The organism is Pseudomonas aestuarii (genome assembly GCF_027988105.1).
Classification (GTDB): Bacteria; Pseudomonadota; Gammaproteobacteria; order Pseudomonadales; family Pseudomonadaceae; genus Aquipseudomonas; species Aquipseudomonas aestuarii.
On record NZ_JAQJZJ010000006.1, the window covers coordinates 60,198 to 78,477 of the forward strand.

8 protein-coding genes are annotated in these 18,280 nt (G+C 65.3%); all 8 read right to left on the reverse strand.

Going from position 1 to position 18,280, the window contains the following annotated elements:
- Positions 1–2 precede the first annotated feature (2 nt).
- Positions 3–1,658: a diguanylate cyclase gene (locus PH586_RS14075; protein WP_271348395.1), complete on the reverse strand. Its 1,656-nt coding sequence runs from the start codon at positions 1,656–1,658 to the stop codon at positions 3–5.
- Entirely contained in the window at positions 1,651–2,037 is a 387-nt protein-coding gene (locus tag PH586_RS14080) for a response regulator (RefSeq protein ID WP_271348396.1), read from the reverse strand. The genes PH586_RS14075 and PH586_RS14080 overlap by 8 nt, the downstream gene beginning before the upstream one ends.
- Positions 2,030–5,182, reverse strand: coding sequence for a response regulator (locus PH586_RS14090; protein WP_408636868.1), 3,153 nt, complete (start codon positions 5,180–5,182; stop codon positions 2,030–2,032). Before PH586_RS14090 ends, PH586_RS14080 begins: the two co-directional genes overlap by 8 nt.
- Positions 5,183–5,278: 96 nt before the next feature.
- The gene (locus PH586_RS14095) at positions 5,279–7,879 is read right to left on the reverse strand and encodes a hybrid sensor histidine kinase/response regulator (protein WP_271348397.1); all 2,601 of its coding nucleotides are present in this window, start codon (positions 7,877–7,879) and stop codon (positions 5,279–5,281) included.
- 97 nt (positions 7,880–7,976) lie between these two features.
- Positions 7,977–9,926, reverse strand: coding sequence for an ATP-binding protein (locus PH586_RS14100; protein ID WP_271348398.1), 1,950 nt, complete (start codon positions 9,924–9,926; stop codon positions 7,977–7,979).
- The gene (locus tag PH586_RS23595; RefSeq protein ID WP_333908329.1) at positions 9,923–14,743 is read right to left on the reverse strand and encodes a PAS domain S-box protein; all 4,821 of its coding nucleotides are present in this window, start codon (positions 14,741–14,743) and stop codon (positions 9,923–9,925) included. The genes PH586_RS14100 and PH586_RS23595 overlap by 4 nt, the downstream gene beginning before the upstream one ends.
- Positions 14,744–14,772: 29 nt before the next feature.
- Positions 14,773–15,900, reverse strand: a complete 1,128-nt coding sequence (locus PH586_RS14115) for an HDOD domain-containing protein (protein WP_271348399.1) — start codon at positions 15,898–15,900, stop codon at positions 14,773–14,775.
- 45 nt (positions 15,901–15,945) lie between these two features.
- Positions 15,946–18,219 carry a putative bifunctional diguanylate cyclase/phosphodiesterase gene (locus PH586_RS14120; RefSeq protein WP_271348400.1) on the reverse strand — a complete coding sequence of 758 codons (2,274 nt, stop codon included), beginning with the start codon at positions 18,217–18,219 and terminating at the stop codon, positions 15,946–15,948.
- Positions 18,220–18,280 lie beyond the last annotated feature (61 nt).

Genomic DNA, 18,280 nt, shown 5'->3' on the forward strand with positions numbered 1-18,280 from the left:
GGTCAGGATTGACTGACCTGGTTGCGGCCACCGTGCTTGGCCACATACAGGGCGCGGTCGGCCCGCTCCAGCAGTTCGCCGGCATCCAGTGCGTGTTGCTCGGTCGAGGCGATACCGGCGCTCAGGGTGACCGAGAACTCGCTGCCGCTGGCGATGAAGTGCAGTTCGGCAAAGCGCTGGCGAATTTCATCGAGAATCCGCAGGGCCTGATCGGCCGGGCAATCGGGCAGCACCACGAGAAATTCTTCGCCGCCATAGCGGCCCAGGCTATCGACCCGGCGCAGGCGCTGGCGCAGCAGGTTGGCCAGGGCGCGAATCACGTTGTCGCCGGCGACGTGACCGTAGCTGTCGTTGACCTTCTTGAAGAAGTCGATGTCGAGCATCGCCACGCTGGCCGGTTTGCCGCTGCGTTGCGCGCGTTCGAGCTCGATGCCGACCTGCTCCTTGATGTCGGCATGCTTGAGCAAGCCGGTCAGGCTGTCGCGGGACAGGGCGATGCTCAGCAGGCGGGCGCGCTGGGCACGGGAGAACACGGTGGTGATCAGGGCGTTGTCGCCGATGGGTTTGGTGACGAAGTCGTCGCCGGCCTTGATCAAGGCATTCATTTGCCGGTTGATATCGGTCTCGGCCGACAGGTAGATGATCGGCACTCGCAGCCAGTCGTCGTTGAAACGGATGATCTGCGCCAGTTCGGGTCCGGTGCAGTCCGGCATGTTGACGTCGAGCAGCACCACCTCCGGGTTGAAACGGCTCATGGCCGCGAAGATCCCCGAAGGGCTTTCGAGCACTTCCACCAGCATGTTGGCGCTGCGCAGGATCAGGCTGTAGCGGCTGGCCAGGTCGTGGTCGTCATCGACGATCAGCACCCGGTAGGGCTCGCCCTGCTGTTGGGCGAAACAGCGTTCCAGGCGGTTTTCCAGCTGGGGAATGTCCACCGGCTTGGTGAAGTAACCCATGGCGCCGACCCGTACCGCCTCCAGGTGGGTGGCGAAGTCGTCCTCGGTGGTAATCACCAACAGCGGCAGGGGTTGTTCCAGGCGCTGTTGCAGGGCGGCGGCATAGGCCAGGCCGGTTTGCTCGGCATCGCCCAGGTTGACGTCGATGATCAGCGCATCCGGCAGGCGCCGTTGCAGCGCCGCGTCGAAATCGGCGATACAGCTGAAGTGCTCGGCATGGTAGCCAAAATTGCCCAGGGTCAGGCGCATGCTCTCGCCGATGCTGGCCTCGTCCTCGAGGATGTAGATGCGGCGCAAGTGCGTCTCGGCTTTTGCCGGCGTTTTCGGGCGCGCGGGGCTTTTGTGCGCCGATTCGCTCTGCACACCTTGCGCGGCGAATTGCTGCAGCTGGAGGATGAACGCCTGCAGGTCCTGATCCTTCAGGCCCGGGCCTTCCAGCCCGTGCAGGGCCTGTTGTTCGAGCTCATGGGCGCGTTGGCCGATGCTGGCGAAGCCGAAGGTGCCGGCCGCGCCGGCCAGCTTGTGCAACTGATCGCGCAGGTCGCGCAATTGCTGCAGCTGCGCCGCGTGATCGGCGGCTTGCAACAGCCTGGCCTTGCTGGCCAGTTCGGGCAATTCCTGGGCCAGGCGCTCGGCGAATTTTTCGCTGAGCAGTTGCAGCTGGTACTGCAGTTCGCTGGTCGGGTTGGATGGTTCAACCATGCACACGGCTCCATATTTGCCGGACCTGGGCGGCCAGTTGCATCGGATCGAAGGGCTTGATGATCACGTCGCGGGCACCCAGGCTGTGGTAGTGCTCGATCTCCGCCGGCTGCACCTTGGCCGTCATGAAGGCCACCGGGATCAGGCCGATGTCCACCAGCTCGCTGAGCTTGATCAGGGTTTGCGGACCATCCATGCCGGGCATCATCACATCCAGCAAGATGAAATCCGGGGCGAAACCCTGGATCTGGTCCAGCGCGTCCTGGCCGGACGAGCAGCTGAGCACCCGGAAGCCGCCAACGGCCTCCAGCGCGACCTTGGCCACGGCCTGGATCGAAGGGTCGTCTTCCACGTGCAGGATGCGGGACAGTTCAGGCATGCCGATTCTCCTTGGTGGGCAGCAGGCGGGCTAGCAGGTGCAGAAATTGTTGCGCACTGGTGCGCGATTTGGCCAGGGAGGCCTCGACCTGGCCGAGGTGCTCGGCAGGCAGGTCCTGTGCGGAGAGTACCACCACGGGCACTCCCGAATGGTGTTGGTGAAGTTCTTCGAGCAGTTCCAGGCCGTTGCCGTCGGGCAGGCCGAGGTCCAGCAAGATCAGGTCGTAGCTGCCTTGGCTCAACAGCTGACGGGCCTCGGTGAGGCTGCTGGCAGAGTTGAACTCGGCCAGTGTGCGGCCCTGTTCGGCAATCACCTGGCGCAAGTCGGCATCGTCCTCGATATGCAGTACCCGGGGTTTTTCCGGCAGCCCGTGCAGGGCCTGGCGCAGGCGGGCCAGCAGGTTGTGGTGGTCGATCGGCTTGTCCAGCCAGTCGATGGCCTGGAAGCTGCCATTCAGGCTCAGGCGGCCCTCGTCGCAGGCAGCGGAAATCACCAGCACCGGCAGCTCCGCGGTGGTGGGATCGTTGCGCAGCTCGCGGATCAACTGCAGGCCGTTGCCGTCCGGCAGGCGCAGATCCAGGGTGACGGCGGCGAAGTGGTGCTCGGCCAGCAGGGTTCGGGCCTGTTCCAGGCTGGTCGCCTGCATCACCCGGTAGCCGGCGTGGCTGAGGAACTGCTGCAGTAACTGGGCGATGTCGGCTTCATCCTCGATCACCAGCAAACTGGGTCGCTGCGCATCTTGGGCGTCGCTCGCCAGGTTCGTGGCGTCCAGCAGCGGCAGCTCGAACCAGAAGGTTGCCCCCTGGCCCTCGGTCGAGTCGAAGCCGATGCGCCCGCCCATACGTTCGATCAGCTCCTTGCTGATGGCCAGGCCCAGTCCGGTGCCGCCTTTTTGGCGGCTGTCGGTGGCGTCGGCCTGGGCGAATTTCTGGAACATCCGCTCGCGGAATGCCGCCGAAATCCCGGGGCCCTGGTCGCTGACGCTGACCCGCAGGCGTTGCTCGCGCACTTCACTGCTCAGGCGCACCTGGGCGCCACGCGGGGAAAACTTGATGGCATTGGAGAGAAAGTTGGCCAGCACCTGCTGCACGCGCATGGCATCGGCCCGCACCTTGAGTGCCGGCCCCCGCTCTTGCACCAGCTGCACGCCATGCTGGTCGGCATAGGCCTGGTTGCTCGCCAGGCTCTCCTCGAGCTGGGCGTCCAGCTGCAGACTGTGCAGCTTGAAGTTCATCTTGCCGGCCACCAGCTTGTCCATGTCCAGCAGGTCGTTGATCAAATGACTCAGGCGCAGGCTGTTGTGATGGGCGATATCGAGCATCTGCCGCATGCTCTCTGGCAGTTCGCCGAGCGCACCGCCCTGGATCAGGCCGAGCGAGCCGGAGATCGAGGTCAGCGGTGTGCGCAGCTCATGGCTGACCGTGGAGACGAACTCGCGCTGCATGCGTTCGATACGCTTGCGCTCGGTGATGTCATGCAGCACCACGACGGCGCCGAGCTGGCGGCCATCGGGGGCATACAGCGGGTCGGCGTTGGCGGTGACAAAGCGGGGCGCCTGGCCCTTGGCGACTATGCTGATTTCTGCGTCGCGCACTCGCTCGCCCTGCAGGGCTTGCAGCAGGGGGATCTTGGCGTTGGCCAGCGGCGTCAAGCCGTCGGCCTCGAACAGGTCGTAGTGGTCGCCCCATTGCTCGGGTGCGAGCTGGCTGACATCGGTGCCATGCCATTGCCGGGCGGTATCGTTGAACAGGGTTAATTGGCCCTGGGCATTGCAGGCGATTACGCCCTCGGCGAGCGCCTCGAGCAGGCGACGGTTCATCTCCTGCTGCTGTTCCAGCTCCTGTTCCTGGTGCTTGCGAGCGCTGATGTCGCTGATCACGCCGTGCCAGATCACCGAACCATCGGCCTGCTGCTGGGGAGTGGCTTTGCCTTCGACCCAGATCAGCCCCTTGCAGGGATGGCATACGCGGTATTCCTGATGCCACTGGCTCAGCGCTCTGGCCGAGTCGCGTATGGCGTCGGCAACGCTGGCGCGATCGTCCTCATGGATGACCGCGAACACGGCCTTGCTATGCGCGAGGACATCGGCCGGGGTCAGCCCGTAGATGTCCACTATGCCCTCGCTGGCGTAGGGGAAGCGCACCGTGCCGCGCTCGGCCAGCAGCGCCTGGAACACCATGCCGGGTAACTGCGCGGCAATCTGCTGCAGGCGCTGCAGGGCCTGATCGCGCTGGCTCAGGTCCTGGGCGATGGCGACGAAACCGCGCAGGGTGCCACCCTCGTCGCGCACCGCCGAGACTGTCAGCAAGGCCGGCAGCGGGCTGCCATCCTGGCGCACGAAGGTCCATTCATGCGGCTGGTCCTGGCCGCGCGCGGCATGGGTGGCCAGCACGGAGAAGTCCGCGCCGATGGATTGCTCGCCTTCCTGGCTGAGCGCCTCGGCGCGGCACGCCAGCTGCCAAGGTTCGAGCAGGGTGCTGGCAAAGGGGCGGCCGAGCAGGTACTGCCGGGCATAGCCGAACAAGTGTTCGGCGGCCGGGTTGACGCTGCTGATCTCGCCCGTGGGCAGGGTGGTAATGATCGCACTGCCGGCGCTGGCGAGGATGGCGCGCTGCAGCGCCGACTGTTCGGCATGCCGGCGCAGGTTCAGGCGCAGCTCGCACTGGCGCTCGACCTGGCGGCCGAGGCGGCGCAGGCCGTCGCGCTGCGCCGCGGTCAATTGACGTGGCTGGCGGTCGATCACGCAGAGGGTGCCGAGGTTGTGCCCGCCACTGGTGGTCAGCGGCATACCGGCGTAGAAGCGGATATGCGGCGCCGCGGTGACCAGCGGGTTGTCAGCGAAGCGCGGGTCTTGTCGGGCGTCGGGAATTTCAAACAATTGCTTGGCGAGGATCGCATGGGCGCAGAAAGCCTGTTCGCGCGGCGTTTCGCAGGCATCCAGGCCGACCTTGCTCTTGAACCACTGGCGCTGCTCGTCGATCAGCGAGATCAGGGCGATGGGCGTATCGCAGAGTTGCGCGGCGAGTTGGGTGAGGTCATCGAAGGCCTCCTCGGCGGGCGTGTCGAGCAACTGGTAGTGCTGGAGCTCGGCGAGTCGGGCGACCTCGTCGATGGGCAGGGTTGCTTCGTTGGGGGGGCGACTCATCTGCAGCTCCTGGCACGGGGAGAGTGCACGGGCAAGGCAGGGCCGCCCAGCAGTCGGAACTGGGATGGACCCAACGCCCTGCATGGCCGGTATGGCCTATTGCGTCGAGTCATGGTCGCTGGCCTCCAGGCTGCGTCGCTTGGCTGCCGTCGCGATGGATTGCTCCAGGCTCGCCAGCAGTTGCGCCTCGTCGAACGGTTTTTCCAGCCAGGCGATGCCCTGTGCGTCCCCTAGCAGCCGGCGGCCCTCATCGCAGAAGGCGGAGATCACCAGAATCGGCAGCTGTTGATGGGGCGTCTGGCGGCGCAGTTCGCCGATCAGGGCCAGGCCGTGACCGTCGCCGAGGCGCAGGTCGAGGGTCATGGCGGCGTACTCGCCCTCGGCCAGCCGTTGCTGGGCCTGGCTGGCGCTGAACGCGCTGTCCACGCGATAGCCGGCGTGACCGAGCATCACCTGCAGCAGGTGGGCAATACTCGGCTCGTCCTCCACCACCAGGATGCGCGGCCCAGCCGTTGCTCGTTGGGCGGTCACCGGCAGCAGGTGCTCCTCGATCAACGGCAGCTCGAACCAGAAGGTGGCGCCCTGGCCAGGCACCGAGTGGAAACCGACACGGCCGTCCATGCGCTCGATCAGTTCTTTGCTGATCGCCAGGCCCAGCCCGGTACCCGCCTGTTCGCGGCGGTCCGAGCCATCGGCTTGGGCGAATTTCTGGAAGATCCGGCTGTGGAAGGCCTCGGGGATACCGCGGCCCTGGTCGCTGACGCTGACCCGGACCCGGTTGCCGCGCAATTCACAGTACAGGCGCACATTGGCGCCAGCCGGGGAAAACTTGATGGCATTCGACAGGTAGTTGGCCAGCACCTGCTGCAGGCGCGCGGCATCCACCCGCACCCAGATGTCGCCCGGCTGGTCGAGCTGGAAGGTTATGCCGTGCTGTTGGGCATAGGCCTGATTGGCTGCCAGGGCCTCCTCGATCAGCGGCTTGATGGGCTGCACCAGCAGGTCGAGGGTCATCTTGCCGGCCGCCAGCTTTTCCATGTCCAGCAGGTCGTTGATCAGGAGGCTGAGGCGCTGGCTGTTCTGCTGGGCGATTTGCAGCATCTGCGCCATCTGTGCCGGTACCACACCCATGGCGCCGCCGGTGATCAGGCCCAGGGCGCCGGCGATGGAGGTCAGCGGGGTGCGCAGTTCATGACTGACGGTGGAGACGAACTCGTTCTTCATGTTTTCGACGCGCTTGCGCTCGCTGAGGTCGAGCAGGGTGCCGCTCAAGCGCTGCAACTGGCCGTCGGCGTTGCGCAGGATAAAGCCCCGCAGCAGCACCGGCACCTGGTGACCCGCCCGGTGCAGCATCAATGCCTCGCGGCTGAACGACTCTGTGCCTGACGTCACCGCACGCCGCAACTCCAGTTGCAATGCCAGCAACTCCTGGGGGGGCAGCACTGGCAGCCAGCGCTGCAGGCTCTGCGGGCTTTCGTCGGGCGAGTAGCCGAGCATCTCCCAGGCGCGGGCCGAGGCGAACAGGCTCGCGGCCTGCAGATCGATATCCCACCAGCCGTCGTTGCTGCCCTTGAGTACCAGGCGCTGGCGCTCCTCGCTCTGGCGCAGGGCTTCGCTGTTCTGGCGGATCTGCAGGGTCATCTTGTGTGCCAGGGCTTCGGCCTGTTCGCGGCGCAGGGTCAGCACCGAGGCCAGCACGAACAGCAGCAGGCTGACGCCGACACCCAGCAGCATCAAGGCGCTGGCCGTGTGAAAACTGGCCTCGAAGGTTGGCAGGCTGCTGAAGTCGAGGGTCCAGTGCTGGCCGTAGAGGTCGAGTTGCAGCTGTGAGCTGAGTTCGGGGTGGCGCTCGGCGTCGCTCGTCCGGGTGCTGAAGAGCAGGGCCTCGGGGCGGGCCTGGGCGCCATCGTAGATGCTGAAGTCCAGCTTGGGCGCCTGGCTGCCGAGGATGCCGGCCATCAGGTCGTCCATCCGATAGGGGCTGTAGACCAAGCCGCGCAGGGCGGCGAGACGTTGCTCCGGACTCTCCAGCGGCAGGTCTGGGCGGTATACCGGCAGGTACATCAACAAGCCGGCCTGCACCTTGCCATGGGTTTCCTGCAGCAGGGTGACCCGTCGGGTGATGCGGGTTTCGCCACTGCTTGCGGCGAGCAGCATGGCGGCTCGGCGGGTGGGTTCGGACAGCATGTCGTAGCCGAAGGCAGCCAGGTTGCGGCCGGTCAGGGGCTCGAGGAAGAGGATCGAACTGTACTGCGCGCGCGGCCCTGGTGGGTGCAGGCGGAAGTTGGGGAAGCCTTCGCGGCGCACCGCCGTTTCGAACCCGGCCACTGCGTCGGGGGGCAGGAAGCGCGTGTAGCCTACACCCTGGATGCCGGGGTAGTTCTGTGTCAGCTCGAGGCGTTCGAGATAGGTGCGCCACTCGCTGCGGTCGACCTCCAGGCTGGCGTCGAACAGGCCGGCCCCGCCAAGCAGAATCTGCTCGTGATCGGTCATGCGCTTGCTGATCGCCTGACTGACCTCGCTGGTCAGCAGCTCGAACTGACGTTGTGCGGCCAGTTGCTCGCGTTCCTGCAGATACAGCCAGGCGCCCAGGTTGGCCAGCAGGGCGATTGCCAATACCGCCCAGGCCAGGGCGTTGCGTCGGCTGAAAAAGGCCTGCCGGTTGGCGGGGCTCATCAGGTTCAAGGTATCGCTCATGGCTTGTCCTTCGCGCGCTGGCGCAGGGTTTCAATGTGCTGCGCGATTGCCCGGCAGGTCGATAAGCGATTGTTCGGGGGTTCCGGCTGGGCGCGGCTCATGCCGGTCGTTCCGCTGTAGCAGGCTCGGCCAGTGGCAGCTCGAACCAGAACGTGGCCCCTTGGCCCTCGCTCGAGTCGAAGCCGATGTGCCCGCCCATGCCCTCGATCAACTCTTTGCTGATTGCCAAGCCTAGCCCGGTGCCGCCCTTCTGGCGGGTGTCGGATGCGTCGGCCTGGGCGAATTTTTGGAAAATCTGCTCTTGAAACTCAGCCGGAACACCCGGGCCGTGATCGCGTACATAGAGGCGCAGATGTTGGTCGCGCCGTTCTGTATACAGATCGACGGTGCCGCCGCGCGGGGAAAATTTGGCCGCGTTGGACAGCAGGTTGGCCAGCACCTGCTGCAGACGGTGAGCGTCGACCCTGACCCGCTCCGCGCAGCTGGCAAGCTGGCGCAGATGAACCCCGTAGTCCGCCGCGTAGGCCTGGTTGCTGTGCAGGGCCTGCTCGATCAGTGGCTGCAGGGCCAGCGGCTGGACATCGAACTGCATCTTGCCTGCCGCCAGCTTGCCGATGTCCAGCAGGTCGTTGATCAGCGTGGCCAGGCGCTGGCCATTGTGCTGGGCGATCTGCAGCATGGGCTGCAAAGCCTTCGGCACCTCGCCCAGGGCGCCGGCATTGATCAGCTCCAGCGGGCCGATGATGGCGGTCAGCGGCGTGCGCAGCTCATGGCTGACGGTGGAGATGAATTCATTTTGCAGGCGCAGCAGGCGTTTGCTCTCGCGAATGTCCTGGATATGCAGGATGCGGGTTGCGCCAGTCTCCAGGCCGCCATTCAGGACTGCGGCACTGAGCATCACTGCGATTGAGTCGCCCCGGGCATCGAGCAGATCTTGTTGCCAGCTGCGGTTGTGCCCAGGGGTTGTTGCCGCCAGTTCGGCATTCAACTGCGCATGACCGGACGCCACGCAGAATTGCCGTAGGTGCTGGTTGAGCAGCGTGGCGGGGCTACGTTGCAGCAGCTGACACAGGGCCCGGTTGGCGGCCAGGATACTGCCCTGCTGATCGAGCAGGGCCAAGCCCTGCGGGGTCATGTCAAAGGCATCGAAAAACTGCTGCTGGCTGCGGTTGAGCGCCAGCAACAGGCTGGCCTGGCGGTGTTGGGCGTGCAACGCCAGGCTGACCAGCGCGGTGCAGATCAGCGCCAGGCTCCAGCCCAACAGGCGAAGCCAGGCAGGCAGCGGTTTGGCCGCGATCAGGTTGTGGGCCTCAAGCTGCCAGTGGGCGCCGGCCAGCACTATCGGTAGCTTGACGCGGGCGGGCTCGGATGCGGTCTGCGTCAGGCTGGCGCTGATCGGCTCGGCAACTGGACGCAGGCGCAGCGCAATGTTGCGCTGGCGGGCAACCTCCTCAACCTGGGCATAGAGCCGGTCGAAGTCGATCACCGTGCTGATCATGCCCCAGTAGCGCTGGTCATCGAGGAATACCGGTACTCGATAGATCAGGCCTGTCCCGCCCTGCACCAGTTGCAGTGGCCCGTCGAGCTTGGCGGTGCGACTGGCGATGATGCGTTGTACTGCGGGCCATTGCTTGGCCTGATCGGGGTAATAAAGGCCGAGCGCGGCTTCGTTGCCGGCCAGTGGGTAGACGAAAGCGATGCGGTTGTCCGGGGCCAGGCCGATATTGCGGATGTGCCGGCCTTGCTGGAACAGCCCCTCCAGCCAGGGCTTCAGTTCCTCTGGATCGATCTGCCCGTGCTTGGCGGGGATATAGGTGGCCAGGCCGGTGGCCAGGTGCAGGGTGGCGTTGAGTTCGGCCAGCAGCACCGCACTGGCTTCGTTGGCATGCGCCAGCAATTGTTGCTGTTCAACCTGCTGCTGGCGCAGGGCGTACTGTTGCAGCAGCAGTTCGCTGCCCAGGCCGAGAAACAGCAGCAGCCCCAGGCTGGCGGTCCAGTTCAGCAGATGGCGCCAGGGGAATGGGCGTGGCGGAACATTGGGCTTCATGTCGGCACCTCAAGCGGAAGCTCGAACCAGAAGGTCGCGCCTTGGCCGGCAATCGAGTCGAAACCGATGCGTCCGCCCATGCGCTCGATCAGTTCCTTGCTGATCGCCAGGCCCAGGCCGGTGCCGCCCTTCTGCCGGGTGTCGCTGGCATCGGCCTGGGAGAACTTGGCGAAGATGCTCGCCTTGAACGCCTCGGGAATGCCTGGGCCGTGGTCACGCACGCTGACCCGCACCTGCTCACCGCGCTGTTGCACGGTAACCTCGACGGGCTGTCCGGCGGGTGAGAACTTGGCCGCATTGGACAGCAGGTTGGCCATGACCTGGGCCAGGCGCTGGCTGTCGACCCGTACCTTGACCGCCGGCAGGGCGTCGAGCAGTTGCAGCGGTACCCGATACTGGCTGGCATACGGCTGGTTCTGCGCGATGGCCTGTTCGAGCAGCGGTTGCAGGGGCTGTTCGCTCAGCTCGATGGGCATCTTGCCGGCCACCAGTTTGTCCATGTCCAGCAGGTCGTTGATCAGCTGGCTGAGGCGCTGGCTGTTGTCCTGGGCGATGGTCAGCATCTGTTGCATGCTCGCCGGCACCGCGCCGAGCACGCCGCCGTTGATCAGGCCGAGGGAACCGGCGATGGCGGTCAGCGGGGTGCGCAGTTCGTGGCTGACGGTGGAGACGAATTCGCTTTTCATCTGTTCGATGCGCTTGCGTTCGCTGATGTCGCGGATCACCGCGATGAAGCGCCGCTGGCCCTGGTGGCTGATCTGCGACATGGCCAGTTCCATGGCGAAGCTGTCGCCACTGCGGCGCAGGCCGTTGATCTCGCGCACCGTGCCGATCAGCCGGTTTTCGCCGGTTTGTTGGTAGCGCGTGAGGTGGCCATCGTAAGCCGTTCGCTCGGGTTCTGGCATCAGCAGGCTGACGTGGCGTCCCGCCACCTGGTCCAGGTTGTAACCGAAGAGTTTTTCCGCGGCATGGTTGAAGGTCTCGATAATGCCCTGCTCATCGATGCTGATGATGGCGTCCAGGACGTTGTCGAGCAGGGTGTGCAGGTAGTGCTCGCGCTCGCGGATGGCCCGCTCGGCCGCGACCCGCTCGCTGACGTCCTGAATCTGTGAGATGAAGTGCACCGGTCGACCATCGCCGTCGCGCACCAGCGACACGCTGAGCAACACCCAGAGGGTCCGGCCCTGGCTGTCCAGGTAACGCTTTTCCATCTGGTAAGCGTTGATCCGTCCAGCCAATAGCGCCTCGATATTTTCCAGGTCGGCGGTCAGGTCGTCGGGGTGGGTGACCTGCTGAAAGTCGCTGGCCAGCAGTTGCGCGCGGCGGTAGCCGAGCATGCGGCAAAGTTCGTCGTTGACCTCCAGCCAGCGCCCCTCGGGGCTGACCAGGGCCATGCCCTGGGGCGCCGTGTTGAAGGCGCTGCTGAACAGTTGCTGGCTGAGCTTGAGTTCGTCTTCGATCTGCTTGCGTTCGCTGATGTCCCAGATGAAACCGTTCAGCCACAGCAGCTTGCCCTGGCCGTCGTATTCGCCGCGACCTTTTTCCCGCACCCAGACGCTGTGACCCTCGGCATGCTGCAGGCGATAGGTGCGCTCGAACACGTTCTGGCGGGTGATTTGCGCCTGGATGGCGCCGGTGCTAATGCGGTCGTCCGGGTGGATCACGCTGGCATAGCTGCGGACCCGGTTGTCGATGAAGTCGCTGACCGGGTAGCCGCTCAGCTGCTCGATTTCATCGCCCATGAAGCGCATGGTCCAGTCTGCATCGTGACGGCAGCGGTAGACCACTCCGGGCAGGTTGGCGACCATGCCGCGGAAACGGCTCTCGCTCTTTTGCAGGGCGCGGGTGGCCTGCTGCAAGGCACTGTGATCGGTGGCGATGCCCAGGTAGCCATTGATGCTGTCTTGCTCGTTGCCGATGGCGCTGATCGTCAGGTTGACGATGCGCTGTTCGCCGTCCTTGCGGATATAGGTCCACTGCTGGGCTTGCGCTTGCCCGCCCTGGATATTGGCAACGAACACCTCGAAGCCCTGGATCTCGCGGCCAAGCTCGTGGCTCAGTTCGCGGCCGCGGGCACGCACCTCTTCGGGCTGATGAAACAGCATCGGTGAGTGCTGGCCAACCACCTCGGCGGCCCGATAACCGAGGAGCCGTTCGGCGCCAGGGTTGAACAGGCTGATCAGCCCGCTGGCATCGGTGGCGATGATGGAAACCCCGGTCGCCGAGTCGAGCACGGCCTGGAGGAAGGCGCGGGCCTCCTGCACCTGAGCCTCGCGCTGCTTGAGTTCGCTGACGTCCTGCACGGTGCCGGCCAGGCGGGTCATGCGCCCCTGTTCGTCGGGCTGCAGGCGGGCCAGTTCATGTACCCAGCGGATCTCGCCATCGGGGCGCAGGATGCGATGCACCACGTCATGTAAGCCGCCCGCCAGCGCCCGTTGTTCGCTGGCCTCGACCAGGGCTCTATCGTCGGGGTGCACGCTGCGCTTGAAGGCTTCGATACTCGGGGTAAACCCCTGGGGGTCGTAACCGAAGATGTCGAAAATGGTGTTCGACCAGTACAGCTCGTCAGTCTCCAGGTTGGCTTGCCAGTGACCCAGGCGGGCAATCTGCTGGGCCTGACCCAGGCGCTCCAGCAAGGTCTGCCGGGTCTGTTCCTGTTGCTGGCGCTCCAGGGTGGCGCCGACCCAGCGGGCGAACAGACGGAGGAATTCGCGGTCGGCCTCATCGAATGGCTGGGGGCGCGCCTCGGGCGAGGCAAAGCACAGGGTACCGAAGCGCTGGCCTGCGACCCAGATGGCAATGCCGATATAGGTTTCCAGGGTGAACAGCGGGTAGCAGGGGTGAGCGGCGTGAACCGATTGGCCCATGCAGTCGATGGCCAGGACTTCATCGCTGTGCCGGGTGAGGCTGCAGTAAGTGTCGCCCAGGGGAAAGTGCTGGCCGTCACGCAGGCTGCCTGCGGGTGAAACCTGAACCCGCACCTGGTAATCATCGGCCTCGATCTTACTGATGATCGCCAATGGCACCTGATAGAAGCAGGCGCCCAGTTGCAGCGCCTGGCGCAGCTGCTCCTGACTGCTCAGGGTGGGCAGGGCGGCAATCTCGTTGAGTACGCGCAGGGCCGCTTGCTGGCGCTGCAGGTGTTGCTGAGCCAGCTCGCGTTGCATGTCGCGGCGCAGCGCCTCGATCAACTGGCCCAGGGTGGCGAGCAAGGGCTGCAGCTGCTCGGTCAGGGCGTCCTGGTAACCGTCTGCGCGGTTGGCCAGGCCGAGCATGCCCACCAGGCGGCCATGGGCATGAATGGGCAGGCCGGCAAACGCCAGCAGCGGCGGATGCCCCGCGGGTAGACCAGCGCTATGCGGATGCTGCGCCGGCTGATTGCTGATCAGCGCCTCGCCACTGCGCATGACCTGGCCGAACAGCGTGTCGAGATTGCGGAACGTCATGCCCTGCGCCGAGCGTTCGGCATAGAACGCGGCGCTGGCGCTGTCCCAGGCAATATTGCTGATGCTGTAGGTGTGCAGGTAGGGCGCGCCCTGATCATCCTCGCGCACTTCGCCGATGAAACCGAACTGGCTGGCGGTCAGTTCGAGGATGCGCTCAAGCAGGGCATCGAAGGTTTCGCGCTGGTTCTGTGCCGTGATATAGGCCGCCTGGGCCTGGGCGATCACCGCCAGCAGCTGACGCGACTGCTCGCTTTGCCGGTGCTTGTGCTGCAGTTCGTCGCGGTGGCGGCTAAGCATTGCCAGGCTGGCGTGACGGGTGCTCAGCAACAGCAACAGGAGCAGGGCCTCTGCGCCGAACCAAGCCAGCAGCCATTTGCCGAGCAGCCAGTGCTGATCGCGCTGGTGGCGCGCGAGCTGTGCGCTGATATCGCGCCAGGTCAGGGCGATGGCTGAGGTGCCTTGAGCGGGGCTGGTGGCTGACCGGTAGTCGGGCAGTAGCACTTGGTTGAGCAGGTAGGTGTGGCCCTGATCTTCGAGCAGCTTGATCGTGTTGCCGGCGCCAGGAGCGGGCAGCCACTGCTGGGTTTTCCAGCGCTGCACCTGGTCGCGCGAGAAGCCTTCCAGCGCCCATTCGCCGGAGTCATCGACCTGGCCGCGCAGTTCTTCAGCGCTCGGCGCGGACGCTGGTGCGGCGCGCCTGACCAGCAGGGCGATGCCGGAATCCAGCTCCTGATCCAGCTGCTGCAGGTCGCTGTTCAGGTTCTGGGTGACCTGCACGGCGCCGACGGTTACGGCTTGGCCTGTGCCTTGCACTTGCAGCAGGCTGATCGCACGCATCACCTGGCTGTCGGTGCCGATATCCAGGCCGGCCTTGTTTTGCTGGTCATGCAGGGCGGCGCTGAGCATCGAGGGATGGCTGCTGGGCAGCTCACCAAAGCGCTCGGGCTGATGCACGCGCAGCAGCACTTCTGCCGTGGGCGCCAGATGGATGTAGAGCTTGAAGGGATGGCTGGCCTGCAGGTTGCGCCAGCGCGGCGCCAGGCGGGTGTAGAGCTGGTCGCGGATGGCCTTCGAGGTGGAGGGATCCGGGCGGCCGCCGTGATGCAGGGCATGGGCCTGGCGCACCAGTTCGATGACCCCGGCGTCGGCGGCAATGCTCTCGGCCAGCAACTGCGCCTGATCGCGCTGGCGCCGCTGGGTGCTGTGCAGGGCCAGGCGCTGAAACTCGGCCTGCTTGGTCAGCTGCAGTTGCCAGAAGGTTTCCCGTTCGTTCAGGGCGAGCCAGCCCAGGGCGGCAAAGAACAGCGCCAGGGCGAGGCTGCCGAGGCCGACTATCCAGCGGATCGCGGCGGATGCTGGGCTGGTGTCCATGCGCGACATCCTCAGCGAACGGGCTGCATTCAGGTCAGCCCGGCAAGGCGCCGCAGGCGGGCCTGGTCCTTGCTGTCGGCAGTGGGATCCTGCTCGCAGGCAGCCAGGCGCATGAGTACGGCCTCACGCTTGACGCTGTTGTTGGGCAGGGCATAACAGGCGCCGATCAGTTCGCGCAGGGCCATGGGCAGCTGCCAGCGAGCTTTCATGGCAATGGCGAAGGGTGAGCTGAATTGGCCAAGTGCCAGCAATAGCTGTTCCTCGCTGAGGCTGTGACCGCGCGTTTGCCAGGCCTGGGCCAGGTAGAGCACGGCGAATTCGCCCATCCGGTGCAGCAGCGCCGCGCTATGAAAGGGCGCGGGGTCCAGGCTGCACTGGCGGGCCAGGGCGATGCTGGTTTCCGCCAGGCGCTCGCAGGCCTCCAGGTGCTCATCGGCAAGGCTGCGCAACAGCGGATGCTCCAGCGCACTGGATTGGCGCAGGGCCAGGCCCATGGCCAGGTTGAGGCTGGTCGCCGCGCCGAGTTTCTGCAGCGCTTCCAGCAGGCTGATGCAGGGGCGGCCGGCCCCGTTGTAGGCGCTGCTGTTGGCCACACTCAGCAGCCGGGCATTCAGGGCGGGGTCATGGCGCCAGTCTTCGGCCAGCTCACGCAGGCTCAGTTGTTCGCCCTTGAAACTTTGCACCAGGCGATCGCGGATCCCCTTGCCCAGGGGCATGTCCAGCTGGTCGGCCGGGAGTTGTTCCAGGTAAGCCAGGAAGTCTTCGTCGCTGACCGCGCGGGCCACGGGAGTCGCGGCCGCGGGCAGTAATTTTTCCAGGCTGGCGGCTACGCGCGAGGCCTGGAAGGGCTTGCTGATGAAGGCGCTGATGCCCAGTGCGCGGACTTCCACCACGCTGCTGCGATCGGTGCGACCGGTGATCATCACCAATGGCACTTCGCGGTTGTGCTGGCGCACCTGTTTGAGCAGCCGTGTGCCTTCGCCGTCCGGCAGGTTCCAGTCGCTGATCACCAGGTCGCTGGGCTGTTGTTGCCAGTCGGCGAGAGCCTCGGCCACGCTGCCAAGGCAGACGATCTCGGCACTCGGGCGCAGGCTCAGAACGATCTGCTTGAGCAGATCGGCGATCCAATGGTCGTCTTCGAGAATCAATACCCGCATAGGGCCAGTTACTCCTAGTCACTGCTGGCTATGATGCTTGAATGCTCAGGGCGCTGCTACGGCTGGTTGGGGGGCGGCCTCGACCGGTTGTGGCCGGCCATACAGATACCCTTGGCCATAATCGCAGCCGATCTGCCGGAGGAACTCCACCTGTTCCGGCCGTTCAATGCCTTCGGCCAGGACCTTGAGGTCGAGGCTGTGACCCAGGGCCACCACCGCGCGGGTAATCGCGGCATCGTCGCTGTCACCGGGCAGACCGCGGACGAAACTTATGTCGAGCTTGAGCTTGTGCACGGGCAGGCGCTTGAGCCGGGCCAGGGAGCTGTAGCCGGTGCCGAAGTCGTCGATGGCCAGGCGTACACCCAGGGCGCGCAGGCGATCGAGCAGCACCAGGGCGGTATCCGGGTTGTCCATTACCGCGCTTTCGGTGACCTCCAGTTCCAGGCAGGTTGGGTCCAGGCCGGTGTCGGCCAGCACCCGAGCCACCTGCAGGTCCAGACCACCTCGGCTGAACAGCCGGCTGGAGACGTTGACGGCGACAAAGCGCGGCGCCTGCGCCTGTTTTTGCCAGAGGACCATCTGCCGGCAGGCCTGTTGCAGTACCCAGGCGTCGATGGCACCGATCAGGCCGCTGTCTTCGGCGACTGGAATGAATTCCCCGGGCGCCACCAGGCCGCGTTGCGGGTGTTGCCAGCGCACCAGCGCCTCGGCGCCGATCAGTTCGCCGCTGGCCAGGTCGTGCAGCGGCTGGTAGTAGACACGCAGTTCCTGGTTGCCCAGGGCATGGTGCAAGGCGCTGACCAGGTCGATGCGATGGCGAGCGAACTCGGTCAGCTCCTGGGTATAGAAGGCGTAGCCTTCGCGGCCGCTGCTCTTGGCCTTGGACAGCGCCGAGTCGGCATTGCGCAGGACCTGCTCGAGGTTTTCGGCATCGCCGGGAAACAGGCTGATACCGATGCTGGCACTCATGTAGAACTCATGGTGGTCGAGGTTGAACGGCGCGCCGAGGCTGCTGAGCAACAGCTGGGCCAGGCCGGCGGCCTGGGCAGCATCCAGGCAATTTTCGCTGAGCAGGCCGAACTCGTCGCCACCCAGGCGGGCCAGGGTCATGCCTGCGCCCAGTTGTTCGGCCAGCCGCTCGGCGACTGCCTTGAGCAGCAGGTCGCCGATGTTGTGGCCCAGGCTTTCATTGATGTGTTTGAAATGATCGAGGTCGATCAGCAGCACCGCACCTTGCTGTTCGGATTTGGCCCGTTTGAGGGCGTGGTCGACCCGTTCGGTGAACAGCAGGCGGTTGGGCAGACCGCTCAGCGGATCATGGTGGGCCAGGTGATCCAGTTCGCTCTGCGAGCGCTTCAACGCACTGATGTCGGAGAACACCGCGACGTAGTGGCTAAGCTCGCCTTGTTCATCGTGGATGGCGCGGATGCGTTGCCACTGCGGGTAGATTTCGCCGTTCTTGCGCCTATTCCAGATTTCTCCGCTCCAATTACCTCGGGCTACCAGCGCGTGCCACAGGCGTTGGTAGAACGCCTGGTCATGCCGGCCCGAACTCAGCAGGCTGGGCTGACGGCCGATAATTTCCTCGGGGCTGTAGCCGGTGATGCGGGTAAAGGCGGGATTGACGTGGACGATTTGCTGGTTGCTGTCGGTGACCAGCACCCCGTCCTGGGTTGCGTCGAATACGGCGGCGGCCTGGCGCAGGCTGTGTTCATCGGCGCGTCGTTGGCTGATGTCGCTGGCGGTGCCGATAAAGCGTTCCGGTCGGCCCTGGGCGTCGAGCTGCAACTGCCCGCGTAACTGGATCCAGCGGTAGTCGCCATCTAGGTGGCGCATGCGCAAGCTCAACTCGAACGCCTCCTGGCTGGCATTGTCGCGGAGAGTGGTGATGGTTTGCTCATAATGAGCGAGGTCGTCGGGGTGCAGCCGTTGCCGCCAGTGCGCCCGGGCGCTGCCCAGGGCGGCGGGTTGCAGGTCGAGCAGGGCGGCATAACCTGCCGAGAAAAACACCTTGTCGCTGCGCAGGTCCCAGTCCCACAAGCCTTCCTTGGCCGAGTCCAGGGCCAGGCTCAGGCGCCCTTCGCTGGCCCGCAGGGTTCGGCGCAGGCGCGCCTGCTGGCGCCCATGCGAGCACAGGATCAGGTACAGGATGAGGCTGCTGAGCAGGACGAAGCTCATCCCCTTGAGCAGCTGCACCTGCTCGATACGTTCGGCAGGCAGGTGCAGCCCGGCCAGCAGGGCATCGCTGAAGAGGACCCACAGCCCGGCGGCCAGCAGGTAGATCAGGGTCAGGCGCACCGTTCCTTGGTGTAGGTTCATGGTGTCGATCGGCTCTTGAGGTGGGCTGTGTGATAGTAGTGCAAGAAGCAACCCGGCATTG